Consider the following 15908-nt stretch of genomic DNA (forward strand, 5'->3'; position numbering starts at 1 on the left):
GAGGGCGCTGCATGGCGCCCCCGCCCGCCCTCTCGCTCACCCGCCTGATGCTGCGGGACTTCCGTAGCTGGCCGGACCTGAAGGTGCCGTTCCAGGCGCGCATCGTGCTGGTCGCCGGCCCGAATGGCGCCGGCAAGACCAACCTGCTGGAGGCGATCAGCCTGCTCGGCCCCGGCCGCGGGCTGCGCGGGGCGCGGACGGCCGAGCTTGGCCGGCAGCAGGGCGGCGCCCCCCTTCCCTGGGCGGCGGCCGGCCGCTTCTGCGACACCACCGGCACCGAGTTCGACATCGGCACCGGCACGCCGGATGGCGGGCCGCCGGAGCGGCGGATCTTCCGGCTGGAAGGCAGCCCCATCCGCACCCAGGCCGACCTGGCCGAGCGGGTGGCCGCGGTCTGGCTGACCCCGCAGATGGACCGGCTGTTCCAGGACGGCGCCGGCGACCGCCGCCGCTTCTTGGACCGCCTGGTCTGGGCGCTGGAGCCGCACCATGCGCGGGAGGTCGCGGCCTATGACAACGCCATGGCGCAGCGCAACCGCCTGCTGGCGCAGGAGCGGCGGGAGGGCCTGCGTCCCGACCCGGCCTGGCTGGCGGGGCTGGAGGACGCCATGGCATGCCACGGGGTGGCCGCCGCCGCGTCCCGCCGCGGCCTGGTGGGGCGGCTGAACGCGACCCTGTCGGGCGGCGTGACCGGCGCCTTCCCGGCGGCGCGGCTGGGTCTGCAATGCCCGGTCGCGGCCGCGCTGGCCGAGTCGCCGGCCCTGGCGGTGGAAGACCGGCTACGGGCGGATTGGGCGGCCGCCCGCGGGCGGGATGCTGCGGCCGGCGCGACGCTCAGCGGCCCGCACCGGGCCGACCTGCTCTTCACCCACGCGCCCAAGGACCTGCCGGCGGCGCTGTGCTCCACGGGCGAGCAGAAGGCACTGCTGGTGGCCGTGGTGCTGGCGCATGCCACGCTGATCGCCGGCGCCCGCGGCTTCGCCCCGCTGCTGCTGCTGGACGAGGTGGCGGCGCATCTGGACGCGCCGCGGCGCGAGGCGCTGTTCGAGGCCCTGGTGGGGCTGCCCGCCCAGGCCTTCCTGACCGGCACCGATGCGGCGGTCTTCGCCCCCCTGCGCGGCGTCGCCCAGGCATTTCGCGCCGCGCCGGGGCAGCTCGTTGCCGATACGGATTTTCCCGTGCCGTAAGGTCAGCGAATCCCTATATATAGAGCGTGTTTCCAGCCCCCGTGACCTGAGGAGTTTGCCGCCGGCATGAGCGACCCCGCCGCGCGCGCCGAACCGACCCCTGCTGAGCAGAATGGGGCCGATTACAATAGCGCATCGATCACCGTGCTCCGTGGCCTGGAGGCCGTGCGGAAGCGCCCGGGCATGTATATCGGCGATACCGATGACGGCTCCGGCCTGCACCACATGGCCTTCGAGATCATCGACAATGCGGTCGACGAGGCACAGGCCGGCTATGCCACCCGTGTCGAGGTCACGCTGAACGGCGACGGGTCCGTCACCGTCCGCGACGATGGCCGCGGCATTCCCGTCGACATCCATGAGGAGGAGGGGATCTCCGCCGCCGAGGTGGTGCTGACCCGCCTGCATGCCGGCGGCAAGTTCAACCAGAACTCCTACAAGGTCTCGGGCGGCCTGCATGGCGTCGGCGCCGCCGTGGTGAATGCCCTGTCCGAATGGATGGACGTGAAGATCTGGCGCGGCGGGGTGGAGCATTTCATCCGCTTCGAGCATGGCGACACCGTCGTCCCGCTGAAGGTCGTCGGCCCGTCCGCGGAGCGCGGCGGCACCGAGGTGACCTTCAAGCCGTCCTCGGGCACCTTCACCAAGGTCGAGTACGAGTTCGCCATCCTGGAACGCCGCCTGCGCGAGCTGGCCTTCCTCAACAGCGGCCTCGCCATCGCGCTGAAGGACGACAGGCATGTCCCGGCGCAGGAGGTCTTCTTCCAGTTCAAGGGCGGGCTGACCGCCTTCGTCGAGTGGCTGGACCAGGGCAAGGAACCGCTGTTCCGGCCGCCGATCAGCCTGGTCAGCAAGGACACGGATGTCGGCATCCGCGTCGAGCTGGCGATGTGGTGGAACAACAGCCCGCGCGAGGTGGCGCTGTGCTTCACCAACAACATCCCGCAGCGCGACGGCGGCACCCACCAGGCCGGCTTCCGCCAGGCGCTGACCCGCATCGTGATGAAATATGCCGAGGACCTGGCGAAGAAGGAGAAGGTCGAGCTGATCGGCGACGACATGCGGGAGGGGCTGACCGCCGTCCTCTCGGTGAAGGTGCCGGACCCGAAATTCTCCTCCCAGACCAAGGACAAGCTGGTGTCGTCCGAGGTGCAGCCGGTGGTGCACATGGCGGTCGCCGACGCCCTGTCCCACTGGTTCGAGACGCATCCGAAGGAAGCCAAGACCGTCCTCGAGCAGGTGGTGCTGGCGGCCGCGGCGCGGAAAGCGGCCCAGCTGGCGCGGGAGAAGGTCGGGCGGAAGAACGCGCTCGACATCTCGACCCTGCCGGGCAAGCTGGCCGATTGCCAGGAGAAGGACCCGTCCAAGTGCGAGATCTTCCTGGTAGAGGGTGATAGCGCCGGCGGGTCCGCCAAGCAGGGCCGCAACCGCGCCTTCCAGGCCATCCTGCCGCTGAAGGGCAAGATCCTGAATGTCGAGCGGGCGCGGGTGGACAAGATGCTGTCCTCCGCCGAGATCGGCACGCTGATCACCGCGCTCGGTACCGGCATCGGCCCGGGGGAGCCGGCCAAGGGCGGTTTCGACGCCAACAAGCTGCGCTACCACCGCATCGTCATCATGACCGACGCCGATGTGGACGGCAGCCATATCCGGACGCTGCTGCTCACCTTCTTCTTCCGGCAGATGCCGGAGCTGATAACCCGCGGCCATCTCTACATCGCCCAGCCGCCGCTGTATCGCGCCAAGCGCGGCAACGACGAGCGCTACCTGAAGGACGACAGGGCGCTGGAGGACTACCTGCTGGAGAAGGCGGTGGCCGGCGCCACCCTCATGCTCGGCGACGGCCGCGCCCTGTCGGGCGACGCGCTGCGGGCGGAGGCGGAGCAGCTGCGGCAGGTCGCATCCCGCATCCGCCGGCTGGCGGCAAATGTCCCGGCCGAGATCGTGGAGCAGGCGGCGGTCGCCGGCGCCCTGACCATGGAGCCGGAGCGGGCGACCGGCGCCGCGGCGGCGCTGGTGGCGCGGCTGAATGCGCTGGCCCTGCCCACCGAGCGGCACTGGAATGCGGCGCCCGGGGAGACCGGGCTGCTGCTCTGGCGCACGGTGCGCGGCGTGATGGAGCGGCATGCGCTGACGCCGACCGCGCTGCGAAGCGCCGAGGCGCGCTGGCTGGACGAACGGCGGGAGGCGCTGGCGCGTGATTTCGGGGAATCGGCGCGCCTGACCATCGATGGCCATGAGGCGCCGGTCATGGGCCCGGCCATGGCGCTGGACCGCATCCTGGCGCAGGGCCGCAAGGGGCTGACGATCCAGCGCTTCAAGGGCCTGGGCGAGATGAACCCGGAGCAGCTCTGGAAGACCACGCTGGACCCGGCGGTGCGCACCCAGCTGCAGGTGAAGCTGGGCGACACCGAGGATGCGGAGAATGTCTTCTCCACCCTGATGGGCGACGTCGTGGATCCGCGCCGCGAGTTCATCGTCGAAAACGCGCTCAAGGTCGCCAACCTGGACGTCTAGACTCACGGTTTCCAAAGGCCTTTCGGCCTTTGGTGGGGAGAGCCCGAGAGGGGCAAAGCCCCTCTCGGAGGGTGTTTGGATGCTTCGCCAGTTCCTGGCCTTCTACCGCCCCCACACGCGCCTGCTGCTGCTCGATTTCGGCTGCGCAGCCCTCTCGGGCCTGCTGGAGCTCGGCTTCCCCATGGCGGTGCGGGCCTTCGTGGACCGGCTGCTGCCGCAGGGCGACCTCGTGCTCATCACCGCCGCGGCGCTCGGGCTGCTGGCGGTCTATGCCGCCAATGCCGGGCTGATGGCCATCGTCACCTATTGGGGCCATGTGCTGGGCATCGCCATCGAGACGGAGCTGCGCCGGCGCGCCTTCGATCATCTCCTCGCCCTCTCCTTCCGCTTCTATGACGGGCAGAAGACCGGCCATCTGGTGGGGCGGCTGACGAAGGATCTCGAGGATATCGGGGAGGTCGCGCATCACGGGCCGGAGGACCTGCTGATCGCGGTGCTGACCTTCCTCGGTGCCTTCGCGCTGATGCTGGTGGTCAGCCCCACCCTCGCCTTGCTGACCCTGGCGGTGGTGCCGGCGGTCGCCTGGGTGGTGGCGCATTACGGCGGGCGGATGACCGCCAATTGGCAGGCGCAGTTCGGCCGTGTCGGCGCCTTCAATGCGCGGATCGAGGAAGCGGTGGGCGGCATCCGCGTGGTGCAGGCCTTCGCGAACGAGGCGCATGAGCGCCGGCTCTTCGCCGCCGACAACGACCGCTACCGCACCACCAAGCTGGATGCCTACCGCACCATGGCGGCGGGCAACACGCTGAACTACCTGGGCCTGCGGCTGGTGCAGGTGGCGGTGATGCTGGCCGGAGCGCTGCTGATCGTGCGCGGGTCGCTGTCCACTGGTGACTTCGTCGCCTTCCTGCTGCTGGTCGGCGTGTTCTACCGCCCCCTCGACAAGATCAGCGCGGTGATCGAGACTTATCCGAAGGGCATCGCCGGCTTCCGCAGCTACCTCGCACTCATGGCCATCGCGCCCGAGGTGACGGACCGGCCGGGGGCCCGCCCGGCGCCCCGGCTGCGCGGCGCGGTGCGCTACGAGGGCGTGCGCTTCGGCTATGCCGCCGACCGTCCGGTGCTGCGGGACCTGGCGCTGGAGGTGGCGCCGGGGACGACGGTCGCGCTGGTCGGCCCCTCCGGCGCCGGCAAGACCACCATCTGCTCCCTGCTGCCGCGCTTCTATGACGTCCAGGCCGGTCGGATAACGGTGGACGGCATGGACATCAGGGAGATGACGCTGGAAAGCCTGCGCGGCCAGATCGGCATCGTGCCGCAGGATGTCTTCCTCTTCGCCGGCACGCTGCGCGAGAACATCGCCTATGGCCGCCTTGGCGCGACCGAGGCGGAGTTGCGGGAGGCGGCGCGCCGCGCCCGCCTGGAAGAGGTGATCGCCGAACTGCCCGAAGGCCTGGACACAGCGATCGGGGAGCGGGGGGTGCGGCTGTCGGGCGGGCAGAAGCAGCGGCTGGCCATCGCCCGCATCTTCATCAAGGACCCGCCGCTGCTGATCCTGGACGAGGCGACCAGCGCGCTGGACACGGAGACGGAGCGGGCGATCCAGGCCTCCCTGGCGGAGCTGGCGCGGGGCCGGACCACCCTGGTGATCGCCCACCGGCTGGCGACGATCCGCAATGCCGACCGCATCCTGGTGGTGGCGGATGGCGGCGTGGCGGAACAGGGCACGCATGCCGAGCTGCTGGCCCGCGGCGGCCTGTATCGGGCGTTGCACGATGCGCAATTCGCGCGGGAGCCGCGGCCGCTCAGCGCCTGACGGGCGGCGGCGCGGCTTGCAGGATCTTGCGGGCAGCCCGCCTGCCGGTTGCATACGATGCGCGGCCCGGCCACCGGCCTGTTTACCCATTCCACGGCGCTCCCTAGCCTCCCGGCATGGAGAGGAGCCTCTCGCCCGCCGCCGCGCTGATCGACCGGGCCATGCCCGTGCCGCCGCGCGTCCAGGACCTGCGGCTTGGCGACCTGGCGGGTCGCACGGCAGCGCAGGGCGCGGCGCCGGGTTGGCATCTGCTCTGCCTGCTGCGGGAGGCTGGCCAGGCCGGCCATGCGGTCCGGGTCGGCCGCGACATCCTGCGCTTCCGGGCGGATGCGGGCCTGCTCCTGCTGCTGCCCGCCGGGCAGCCACGCGGCTGGCAGCTCGGCGGCCCGGGGCAGGAGGAGGCGATCGCCGTCAGCATCGCCCCGGACTGGCTGGCGGCCCTGGCGGCGAGCGAGGGCCTGCCGCCGGCAGCGGCCGCCCTGCCCGCCCGCATCCTCCGCGGCGATCCCTTCGTCACCTGCCTGTTGCGGAGCTTCGATGCCTACGCAGCCGCCGGGAGCATCGAGGCGCTGTTCTCGGCGCACTGGGCGACGCTGCTGGCATTGCGCCTGCTGCGGCTGCCCCCCGCCCCGCTGCCGGCACCCAGCCATGCCATCGCGCCCTGGCGCATGGTGGCGGTCACCGCCGGGCTCGCGGGCCGCCCGGCACCCGGCATCGATGTCGCGGCGCTGGCGGCACGGGCCCGGCTTTCGCCGTCGCACTTCTCGCGCGCCTTCCGGCAGGAAACCGGGCTGCCGCCGCAGGCCTGGCTGATGCGGCAGCGGCTGGCCGCGGCACGCCGCCTGCTGACCACCACCGCTTGGCCGATGCACCGCATCGCCGCCGAGGCCGGGTTCAGCAGCCCCGCCGCGATGCGCGCCTGCTTCCTGCGCGAGATCGGCTGCACCCCCAGCGACTACCGGAAATCCGCCGATGGGTGAGAGGGCGCTGGGCCCCATCGTCTACCGGACCCCGACCGGGGCCGGATGGACCCGGGCGCCGTCCCACCGGACGCTGCTGCACGTGCCGGACGGGCCGATCCTTCGCCTGCAGGACACGCCGCCACAGGCGCCCGGCGACTACGCGGCGATCCGCCCGCCCACCTATGTGCATACCCTGGTGCTGGCGCTGGAGATGAAGGGGCGGCCCTTCGTCGTCGAACTGGCCGGCCGCGCCGTGCCGGTGCGCGGCGTCGCCAACGAGTTCTCCCTGCTGCCGGCCAGCTCCGACAGCGTCTGGCGAAACCTGCCGGGCGACGAGCTGACGCTGTTGCTGAACATGCCGGCCGGCTGGCTGCGGCAGCTGGCGGAATGGCACGATGTCCCCCGGCCGGAGGCAGAGCCCGAGCCGCAGGTGGGCGCAACCTGGCCGGCGATGACGGCCCTGGCCGACATGATGCGCCAGGCCCGGCGGGACGGCATGGCCACGCCGGGCTTCGTCGAGCACTGGTCGGTCATGGCGGCGCTGAACCTGCTGCGCTTCCCGCTGCGGCGCCCGGCGAGGTCGGCCGGCTTGCCCCGCGTGGTGCTGCAGCGCGTGCTGGACCATATCGAGGCGAACCTCGCCGGCGATGTCGGTCTGGTGACCCTGGCCGGGGTGGCGGGCCTGTCGGCCTTCCATTTCGCCCGTGGCTTCCGCACCGCCATGGGCGTGCCGCCGCATGCCTATGTCCTGCAGCGCCGCGTCGCTCGCGGCAAGGCGCTGCTGGCCGACCGCAGCCTCGACCTCGCCACCATCGCGCTGATGGTCGGCTTCGCGCATCAGAGCCACTTCACCAACGCCTTCCGCCGCAGCGTCGGCATCCCGCCGGGCAGCTGGCGCCGGGCCCAGGGCTGAAGCGGCCGGGCGCGGCGCCACGCGGGCGGCAACGTCGCGCGGGTCGCAGGTCCTGTCCGCCCCCGTTCGCGGCGCGGGGACGCCGCTTCGCCGCGTTGCGATCCGGGCTAGCCCTGGCCGGCCGCGCCCAGCCGCGCGTCCCGCCGCCCGCGATGCAGCAGCAGCGAGACGGCGAAGCAGAGGGCCAGCAGACCGGTGATGCCGAAGCCGGCATAGCCGAGCGGCGCGTCCAGGGCCTCCAACGCCTCCCAGAGCGGGCCGCGGAGATCCAGATGCTCGCCGATCAGGCCGAGCACCTCCGCCCCGCCCACCCCCAGCGCCACGAAGACCGAGATGGCGGTGATGGCGAGGTTGTAGCGAAGCTTGCGCGCCGGCTCGACGAAGGCCCAGGCATAGGCGCGCGTCATCAGCACGCTGTCCGCCGTGTCAACCAGCGCCATGCCGGCGGTGAACAACACCGGGAAGACCATGACCTGCGCCGGCGCCTGCCAGGGCGACAGGCCCTGGGCCGCCTGGGCCGCGGAGATGCCGAGCAGCCCGACCGCGCTTGCCGTGTCGAAGCCGAGGCCGAAGAGCAGGCCCAGCGGGTACATGTGCCAGCCGCGCCGGATGCCGCCGAACAGCGGGCGGAAGACCCGCGCCAGCAGGCCATGCGCCGGCACGCCCTGCGCCTCGGTCGCCGCCGGCGCGCTTCGCCGGTCCTGCATCCCGCGCAGCAGCCGCAGCAGCAGCACCAGGTTGTACAGCCCGATGCCCAGCAGGAAGAGGCCGGAGACCAGCGGGCCGATCACGCCGCCGACCTCCGCCACCATCGGCAGCCCGCCCTGCGCCGCACTGGTCGCGGCAACCACCGCGAGCGAGGCCAGCACCACCACCGTCGAATGGCCGAGGGAGAACCACAGCCCGACCAGCTGCGCCGGCCGGCCTTCCTGCACCAGCTTGCGGACGACATTGTCGATGGCCGCGATGTGGTCGGCATCCACGGCATGGCGCAGGCCGAAGATCCAGGCGAGCAGCGCGGTGCCGAGCAGCGCCGGCTGGCCCGCGAACAGCGCCAGCGCCCAACCCCAGGCGGCCAGGTTGCCGAGGACGAGCAGGCCGAGGAGGACTGCAGTGCGGGGCCGGGGCGGCGCATCCGTGGCGGGCATGCGCGGCCCATCCTGCATCACACCCACGCTTCCGCAGCCCCCATCCCGTCCGGCCGGGGCATTCTCAGGGCAGCGGGCGCGGTGCGCAATGAGGCGGCGCCGATGGCCCAGGCCGAAGACGGGCGGCTGCACGTCTCCGTGAGGTAACGGCGGCGGGGAACAGCGCCGCGCGCCTGGCGCTTCATCGCGGTCCCGCCCCGGTTGCGAAGGAACCGCCATGCCCGAAGCCCTGCTCCGCGGCCAGACCGCCATCGTCACAGGCGGCAGTTCCGGCATCGGCGCCGCCGTCTGCCTGGGGCTTGCCGCGGCGGGTGCCGCGGTGGCGGTGAATTACCGCTCCGACCGCGATGCGGCCGAGGCGCTGGTGGCCCGGATCGCCGCGGCGGGCGGCCGGGCGGCGGCACTGCCCGCCGACGTGTCCCGGGAAGAGGATGTCGCGGCGCTGTTCCGCCACACGGAAGCGCGGCTCGGCCCGCCCGACATCGTCGTGGCCAATGCCGGGCTGCAGCGCGACGCCGCCATCGGCGAGATGACGCTGGCGCAGTGGCGGACCGTGCTGGACTCCAACCTGACGGGGCAATGGCTCTGCGCGCGGGAGGCGGTGCGGGCTTTCCGCCGCCGCGGTCCCCGGCCCGATCTCTCCCGCGCTCTCGGAAAGATCCTCTGCATGAGTTCGGTGCATGAGGTGATCCCCTGGGCGGGGCATGTGAACTATGCGGCGTCGAAGGGCGGCGTCGCCATGATGATGCGCAGCCTGGCGCAGGAACTGGCAGCCGAGCGCATCCGGGTGAACGCCATAGCCCCCGGCGCCATCCGCACCCCGATCAACCGCTCGGCCTGGGAAACCGCGGAGGCCGAGGCGAAGCTGCTGACGCTGATCCCCTATGGCCGGGTGGGAGAGCCGGAGGACATCGCCAAGGCGGCGGTCTGGCTCGCCTCGGACGAGTCCGACTATGTCACAGGCATCACCCTGACCGTGGATGGCGGCATGACGCTGTATCCCGGCTTCCAGGACAATGGCTGAGCCTCACGCCCCCAGGCGAGGCCGGCCGATCCAGGCCCGGTTGAGCGCGCGGGTCAGCGCATCCGGCTGCCGGCCGCGAAGGCGCGCCATCGCCTCTTGGGCCGGGCCGACCTGGCGCAGCCGCGCTGGCAGCAGGGGATAGAGGCGACGCAGCCGGGTCAGGACGCGCGCGGCGCGACGCTCCGCTGCCGGATCCCAGTCCAGGCCAAAGCCTTCGCGCAGATGCGGCGGCAGCAGGGACGCAGTGACCGCGCGGTACCAGCGCGGCGCCCGCAGCCAGGGGCGGCCGGCACCGGACAGGACGCGGTGCGCCACGTGGCGGCCGGCAGGCGTGACGGAAAGCGTCGCCTGCACCGCGACCATCTCCCGCTGGAACGCGCCCCAGTCCGCCGGCAGCAGCGCGGGCGGCAGGCCGAACAGCGCGGCGAAGCGCAGGCTGTCGGCGTAGTAGGCGTCGCGCCCGGCCGGCGGCAGCGCCGGCAGCAGCAGGTCATGCGCCAGCAGCGCCGTGTCCGTCAGCGTCGCCCAGACCCAGCGCAGCGCCGCCGTGTCGTTCGCGCGATAGGCTGCACCGCCCGGCAGCGTCCCGCGCACCGCGCCATGCCGGCGGTGCAGCGCCCGTGCCGCCGCCAGCGCCTGCGCCGCATCGCCGAAGACCAGCGCATAGGTGGTGCCGAAGGTGCGGTGGAAGCGGCCGACGGGGTCGGCCAGCGTCGTCGAGTGCTCCGCCACGCCGGCCGCGACCCAAGGATGCGCCAGTTGCAGCAGCAGCGCCCTTCCGGCGCCCAGGAAGACCGCCGCCTCCCGGTCCACCCGCCAGAGCAGCGAGGCCGGGCCGAACAGCCCGGCGGCGGGGTCGGGCGCCGCGTCGCGCAAGGCGGCGAGCGCGGCTTCCATTGCCGAAGCCGAGACCTCCGCCGACCCGCTCAGTGTTGCATCTCGCGCCGATACGGCCGCAGGCCGCGCTGCATCAGCGGCCGGTCCCCGCCTTGGCCGCAACCGCGATGATCCCCGGGACGGATGCCGCTGCCGCCGGGTGCGCCGGGCCGCGGCGGGACCCGCGCCAGGGCCAAGCGTGGCTGTGGCGCCCATCCGCGGGGATCGGCCCGCGATCCAGTCCCGCATCGCCGGCCGGGCAGCCTTCGGGGCATGCGGTCACGTGCCGGTCCAGGCCATCGGCCGCTTGGCGAGGAAGGCCTGCACGCCCTCCCGGAAGTCGTTGCTGGTGAAGCACATGGTCACCAGGTCGTCGCCATGCACCTGGCGGGCGGCCAGGCGCAGGCGGCGCATCGCCTCCTTGGTCGCGCGCAGGGTCAGCGGGGCATGGCCGGCAACGGTGCGCGCGAGTTCGGCGGCGCGGGCCTGCAACGCGGCATGGTCGGGCAACACCTCCGACACCATGCCGATGGCGCGCGCCTCCTCCGCCTCCACGAGCCGGGCGGTGTAGATGAGGTCGAGCACGCGGGCCGGCCCGATCAGCGCCGCGAGCCGCCCGTAATTCGCCATGGACAGGCAATTGCCCAGCGTCTTGGCGATCGGGAAGCCGAGGCGGAGATTGGCCGCGGCGATGCGCAGGTCGCACACCGCGGCGATGGCGGCGCCGCCGCCGGTGCAGGCGCCGGCGATGGCGGCGATGGTCGGCTTCGGACATTCCTCGAGCGCGACGAGGACGCGGTCTATGCGCTCCTCATAGGCCAGGGCGTCCTCGGGCGTGCGGAATTCGGTGAACTGGGAGATGTCGGTGCCAGCGGCGAAGGCCTTCTCCCCGGCGCCGGTGATGACGATGGCGCGCAGGGCGGCGTCCTCGCCGGCGGTGAGGGCGATCTGCCGCAGCCGCTCATACATCGGGAAGGTCAGCGCATTGCGCGCCTGCGGGCGGTTCAGCGTGACGAAGCCGATGCCGTCGCGGATCTCGTAGAGCAGCTCGTCCATGGCGGACCTCCCCAAGGGTGGCGCCCATTGGTGCCGGGGGCGGCGGCGGTTATCAAGGGCGGCGACCGACAAGGGGCGGCCGGCCGATGGCGGGGCGCCAAGGGAGACCGAGAGATGCTGCCGCTGGCCCGCTTCACCGTGCTCGACCTCACCCGCGTCCGTTCCGGCCCCACCTGCGTGCGGCAGCTGGCGGACTGGGGCGCCAATGTCATCAAGATCGAGGCGCCGGAGGAGATCGATGCCGGCAGCGGCATGGGCGGCGACCGGCACGGGCCGGATTTCCAGCATGTGCATCGCAACAAGCGCGGCATCACGCTGAACCTGAAGCACCCGGACGGCCTCGCGCTGTTCCGGCGCATGGTGGCCAAGGCAGATGTGGTGGTGGAGAATTACCGCCCCGACGTGAAGGACCGGCTGGGGATCGGCTACGACGCGCTGGCGGCGATCAACCCGCGCATCGTCCTTGGCTCCATCAGCGGCTTCGGCCAGACCGGGCCCTATGCCAGGCGGCCGGGCTTCGACCAGATCGCCCAGGGCATGGGCGGGCTGATGAGCGTGACAGGCCTGCCGGGCCAGGGCCCGGTGCGGGTCGGCATCCCGGTCGCGGACCTCACGGCGGGGCTCTACACCGCCATCGGCATCCTGGTGGCGCTGCTGGAACGCGAGCAGACCGGCAAGGGCCGCTGGGTGCATACCAGCCTGCTGGAAGCCATGGTGGCGATGATGGATTTCCAGGCGACGCGCTGGACCATGAAGGGCGAGGTGCCGCAGCAGGCGGGCAACGACCACCCGACAACGGTGCCGACCGGCCTGTTCCGCACCAGGGACGGGCTGATGAACCTGGCCGGCGGCGGGCAGGAGATGTGGCGGCGGATCGTCGAGACGCTGGGGATCGAGGAGCAGGCCCAGGACCCCGCCTTCGCCACGGACAAGACCCGCGCGCAGAATCGGGCGAGGACCAACGCCCTGCTGCAATCGGTGCTGGAGACCGACACCAGTGCCAGCTGGATCGAGAAGCTGAACCGCGCCGGCGTGCCCGCCGGCCCGGTCTATGCCATGGACCAGGTCTTCGCCGACCCGCAGGTGAAGCACCTGGGTTTGGAATGGGCGGTGGAGAGCCCGGCGCTCGGCGCGGTGACCCTGGTGCGGGCGCCCATGAATCTGGACGGCGTGGCCCCGCCCCGGCGCCCGACGCCGGAACGCGGCGAGCACACGGCCGAGGTGTTGTCGGAGTTCGGCGTGACGGCGGAGGAACTGGCGGCGCTGCAGGCCAAGGGCGCGGTCTAGTGTGCTGTCCGCCCCGTTCGCGGTCCTTGGCGGGGCGGAGCAGAAGGCCAGTGGCAACAAGAACTGGTGGACCGAACCGAAGGGCGCCGCCATGGGCGGCGGACATTGCTTCGGGCGGCTAGCGCGCCAGCCGCACCTCCACCTCGTGCTGCACCCAGCGCCATTCCTCGGTTGCGCGCAGGCGGGCCAGCAGGTGGTCGAACGCCGCCTCGTGCTCCGGCGCGTATTCGAACCAGGTGAGGAAGTCGAAGGGCTCCCCGAGGTCGCGGGCATGGATCAGGCGGCGGGCGACGGCCGGCAGGTAGTCCAGCCCGATGGCGATGTGGCGCGACTGCTCCTCGAGGATCGCGCGGCGGGCATCCTGCGCCAGATCCCACCAGGCCGGCGTCTTGCGGATCGGGATTAGGCAGGCGCACGTCGCCTCGACCCGCCCCAGCCCGGCCTGCATGCCGGCCAGCCTGCGGCGCTCCGCCTCGACGGTGTAGCGGATGTGGCTGGTGACGCCGCGCAGGCACCAAGCGGCGTCGGCGGGCACGGGGGCCGCGCCTTCCAGCATCGCAAGCCGCCCGGCGGCGGGCAGCGGGGCGCCGATCGGGGCAGCGATGCGGGTGATCCGCCAGGGGCCTTCGGCGCCGGCGACCATGGCAATCGGAAGCGGGGCGGGCATGCCGCAACGCTATCGGTTGCGGCACCGCCCGGCCAGGGCGTGCGCCACCCCGCTTGCGTCGCTATGCTGCCGCGCGGCGAGAGGAGGCGGCGATGGACGGCGACCGGCCGAGCCTGCTGGAACGGGCCCCCGGGGTGCGGCGGCACCGGCTGGACATGCGCGACGACTACCGCATGGCCGAGATCGGGATCCTGACGCGGGAGGACCGGGTCGAGCTGATCGACGGGGAGATTGTCGAGACGGCGCCCATCGGCAGCGGCCATGGCGGTGCGGTGAACGCGTTGAACGACCGGCTGAACCGGTTGGTCGGAGAACGGGCGCCGGTCTCCGTGCAGGGGGCGCTGCGCCTGTCTGACACCAGCGAGCCGCAGCCCGATATCCTGCTGCTGCACCCGCGCGCCGATTTCGACCGCACGGCCCATCCCACCGCCGCCGACGTCCTTCTGCTGGTCGAGGTGCCGCGGAGCAGCCTCGCCTATGGTCGCCGGGTCAAGCTGCCGCTCTATGCCCGGCACGCCGTGCCGGAGGTCTGGATCGTCAACATCGCAGAAGGCGTTATCGAAGTGTACCGCACCCCGCAGGACGAGACCTATACGGACACCGCCACCGCCGCCCTCGGCGCCACCCGGGAACCCCTGCTGCTGCCCGGCCTCTCCATCGCGGTGGCGGAGGTGCTCGGCTGATGCGCATCGCCTCGGTCCGCGACGGCGTCGTCCCGATCGCCTCCGCCATCGCCAATGCCTATATCGACTTCTCCAAGATGACTGCGAGCGTGGTCGCGGTGACGGTGGAGGACGGCCAGGGTCGCAGCGCCACCGGCTACGGCTTCAACAGCAATGGCCGCTACGCCCAGCCCGGCCTGCTGCGGGAACGCTTCATCCCGCGCCTGCTGGAGACGCCCGAGGCGGCGCTGGTCCATGCCGATGGCGGGCTGGAACCGGCCGGCGCCTGGGCCAGCATGATGCGGAACGAGAAGCCGGGCGGCCATGGCGACCGCAGCGTCGCGGTCGGCGTGCTGGACATGGCGCTGTGGGATGCCGCGGCCAAGCTGGCCGGCAGGCCTCTCTGGCGGCTGCTGGCGGACCGCTACCGCGCGGGGGAGGCCGATGACAGCGCCTGGATCTACGCCGCCGGCGGCTACTACTACCCCGGCAAGGGCCTTGCCGAGCTGCTGGCCGAGATGCAGCGCTATCTCGACCTTGGCTATTCGGTGGTGAAGATGAAGATCGGTGGCGCCCCCGGCACGCCGATCAAGGACGCGCTGAAGCTCGACCTGCAGCGGATTGAGGCGGTGCTGGGCCTGCTGGGCGGCGACGGCTCGCGTCTCTGCGTCGACGTGAATGGCCGCTTCGGCCTGCATGCCGCGCTGGCCTACGGCGCCGCGCTCGCCCCCTATCGCCTCCGCTGGTACGAGGAGCCGCTGGACCCGCTGGACTACGCCACGCATGCGACGCTGGCCGAGCATTACAGCGCGCCGATCGCGACCGGCGAGAACCTGTTCAGCATGCAGGACTGCCGCAACCTGATCCGGCATGGCGGCCTTAGGCCGGACCGGGACATCCTGCAGTTCGACCCGGCCCTGTCCTACGGGCTGGTCGAGTATCTCCGCACCCTGACGATGCTGCAGGAGCATGGCTGGTCGCCGCGGCGCTGCGTGCCGCATGGCGGGCACCAGTTCGCGCTGAACATCGCGGTCGGGCTCGGCCTCGGCGGGAATGAGAGCTACCCGGAGGTCTTCGCCCCCTTCGGCGGCTTCGCCGATGCGACCCCGGTGCAGGACAGCCGCATCCGCATGCCGGATATCCCCGGCATCGGCTTCGAGGCGAAGGCGGCGCTCTGGGCGGTGCTGCGGGACCTGTAGCCTCAGGCCGCGACCGCGCCGGAACAGCCCCTGCCTGCTGGACCCGGGGGGGGGTGGCAGGGGCAACGCGCGGCCGCCACCGGCAATGCGAAGGAGGCACCGGCCTGTGCGCCAGCGCATCGTGGGATGACCGCCGGCGCGGCATGGTCCGGCCACGCCCGGCGGGGGGCTCCCCACCCCGCCGGAGAAGGACCCCGGACCATGCCGAGCCTGCCCCGCTTCGCCGCCCTGGCTGCACTGCCTGTCCTGCTCGGCGCGCAGGCGCCGGCCGAGGCAACCCGGGTGTCCAACTGGGCAGCCGATCCGTCCTTCCGGCTCGTCAACCGCCACAGCCAGCCGATGCACCAGGTCTATGTCTCGCCCACCGGCCAGCGGGACTGGGGCGCGGACCGGCTGGGGCAGGAGGTGCTGGCGCCCGGCCGCTTCGCCCGCATCACCCTGCCGGCCGGCCGCTGCGTGAACGATATCCGCGTCATCTTCGCCGATGGGCGGGCGCTGGAGCGCCGGCAGGTGGACACCTGCGTCCTGGCACAGATGGCCTTTCCCTGACGCATCGCATGGGCGAGGCTGCGCCCGGGGCAAGACCGTGCCCCG

At 72.4% G+C, this 15908-nt stretch carries 14 protein-coding genes; 10 read left to right on the plus strand and 4 right to left on the minus strand.

Annotated features, from left to right (window positions below; all coding sequences use genetic code 11):
• Positions 1-11 precede the first annotated feature (11 nt).
• The 5 genes from recF (at position 12) to E2C05_RS05430 (ending at position 7395) form a co-directional block, all read left to right on the plus strand.
• Positions 12-1187, plus strand: coding sequence for a DNA replication/repair protein RecF (recF, locus tag E2C05_RS05410; protein ID WP_133218583.1), 1176 nt, complete (start codon positions 12-14; stop codon positions 1185-1187).
• Between the two features lie 66 nt (positions 1188-1253).
• Positions 1254-3704, plus strand: coding sequence for a DNA topoisomerase (ATP-hydrolyzing) subunit B (gene gyrB, locus E2C05_RS05415; protein WP_133218584.1), 2451 nt, complete (start codon positions 1254-1256; stop codon positions 3702-3704).
• A 79-nt stretch (positions 3705-3783) separates the two neighbouring features.
• Positions 3784-5520 carry an ABC transporter ATP-binding protein gene (locus E2C05_RS05420; protein WP_133218585.1) on the plus strand — a complete coding sequence of 579 codons (1737 nt, stop codon included), beginning with the start codon at positions 3784-3786 and terminating at the stop codon, positions 5518-5520.
• 116 nt (positions 5521-5636) lie between these two features.
• Positions 5637-6500 (plus strand): helix-turn-helix domain-containing protein, encoded by an 864-nt coding sequence (locus tag E2C05_RS05425; protein ID WP_133218586.1) that lies wholly within the window; start codon positions 5637-5639, stop codon positions 6498-6500.
• A complete protein-coding gene (locus E2C05_RS05430) occupies positions 6493-7395 on the plus strand; it encodes a helix-turn-helix transcriptional regulator (protein ID WP_133218587.1) in 903 nt (300 codons plus the stop codon). The genes E2C05_RS05425 and E2C05_RS05430 overlap by 8 nt, the downstream gene beginning before the upstream one ends.
• Before the next feature lie 107 nt (positions 7396-7502).
• Here the strand turns inward: E2C05_RS05430 and E2C05_RS05435 are convergent, their stop codons facing one another.
• Positions 7503-8543 (minus strand): HoxN/HupN/NixA family nickel/cobalt transporter, encoded by a 1041-nt coding sequence (locus E2C05_RS05435; RefSeq protein ID WP_133218588.1) that lies wholly within the window; start codon positions 8541-8543, stop codon positions 7503-7505.
• A 217-nt stretch (positions 8544-8760) separates the two neighbouring features.
• Between E2C05_RS05435 and E2C05_RS05440 the strand changes: the two genes are divergently transcribed.
• Entirely contained in the window at positions 8761-9567 is an 807-nt protein-coding gene (locus E2C05_RS05440) for a glucose 1-dehydrogenase (RefSeq protein WP_133218589.1), read from the plus strand.
• A 3-nt stretch (positions 9568-9570) separates the two neighbouring features.
• On the opposite strand, the gene E2C05_RS05445 is transcribed toward E2C05_RS05440, so the two are convergent.
• The gene (locus E2C05_RS05445) at positions 9571-10464 is read right to left on the minus strand and encodes an oxygenase MpaB family protein (RefSeq protein WP_133218590.1); all 894 of its coding nucleotides are present in this window, start codon (positions 10462-10464) and stop codon (positions 9571-9573) included.
• 258 nt (positions 10465-10722) lie between these two features.
• A complete protein-coding gene (locus tag E2C05_RS05450; protein WP_133218591.1) occupies positions 10723-11499 on the minus strand; it encodes an enoyl-CoA hydratase in 777 nt (258 codons plus the stop codon).
• Between the two features lie 114 nt (positions 11500-11613).
• Between E2C05_RS05450 and E2C05_RS05455 the strand changes: the two genes are divergently transcribed.
• Positions 11614-12786 (plus strand): CaiB/BaiF CoA transferase family protein, encoded by a 1173-nt coding sequence (locus E2C05_RS05455; RefSeq protein ID WP_133218592.1) that lies wholly within the window; start codon positions 11614-11616, stop codon positions 12784-12786.
• A 118-nt stretch (positions 12787-12904) separates the two neighbouring features.
• Here the strand turns inward: E2C05_RS05455 and E2C05_RS05460 are convergent, their stop codons facing one another.
• Positions 12905-13453 (minus strand): chlorite dismutase family protein, encoded by a 549-nt coding sequence (locus tag E2C05_RS05460; protein ID WP_133218593.1) that lies wholly within the window; start codon positions 13451-13453, stop codon positions 12905-12907.
• Between the two features lie 92 nt (positions 13454-13545).
• Between E2C05_RS05460 and E2C05_RS05465 the strand changes: the two genes are divergently transcribed.
• The 3 genes from E2C05_RS05465 (at position 13546) to E2C05_RS05475 (ending at position 15863) form a co-directional block, all read left to right on the plus strand.
• A complete protein-coding gene (locus E2C05_RS05465) occupies positions 13546-14136 on the plus strand; it encodes a Uma2 family endonuclease (protein WP_133218594.1) in 591 nt (196 codons plus the stop codon).
• Positions 14136-15314, plus strand: coding sequence for an enolase C-terminal domain-like protein (locus E2C05_RS05470; protein WP_133218595.1), 1179 nt, complete (start codon positions 14136-14138; stop codon positions 15312-15314). The genes E2C05_RS05465 and E2C05_RS05470 overlap by 1 nt, the downstream gene beginning before the upstream one ends.
• Positions 15315-15515: 201 nt before the next feature.
• The gene (locus E2C05_RS05475; protein WP_133218596.1) at positions 15516-15863 is read left to right on the plus strand and encodes a hypothetical protein; all 348 of its coding nucleotides are present in this window, start codon (positions 15516-15518) and stop codon (positions 15861-15863) included.
• The last annotated feature ends 45 nt before the right edge of the window (positions 15864-15908 follow it).

Origin of the sequence: Paracraurococcus ruber (assembly GCF_004353985.1) — a bacterium.
Lineage (GTDB): Bacteria > Pseudomonadota > Alphaproteobacteria > Acetobacterales > Acetobacteraceae > Paracraurococcus > Paracraurococcus ruber.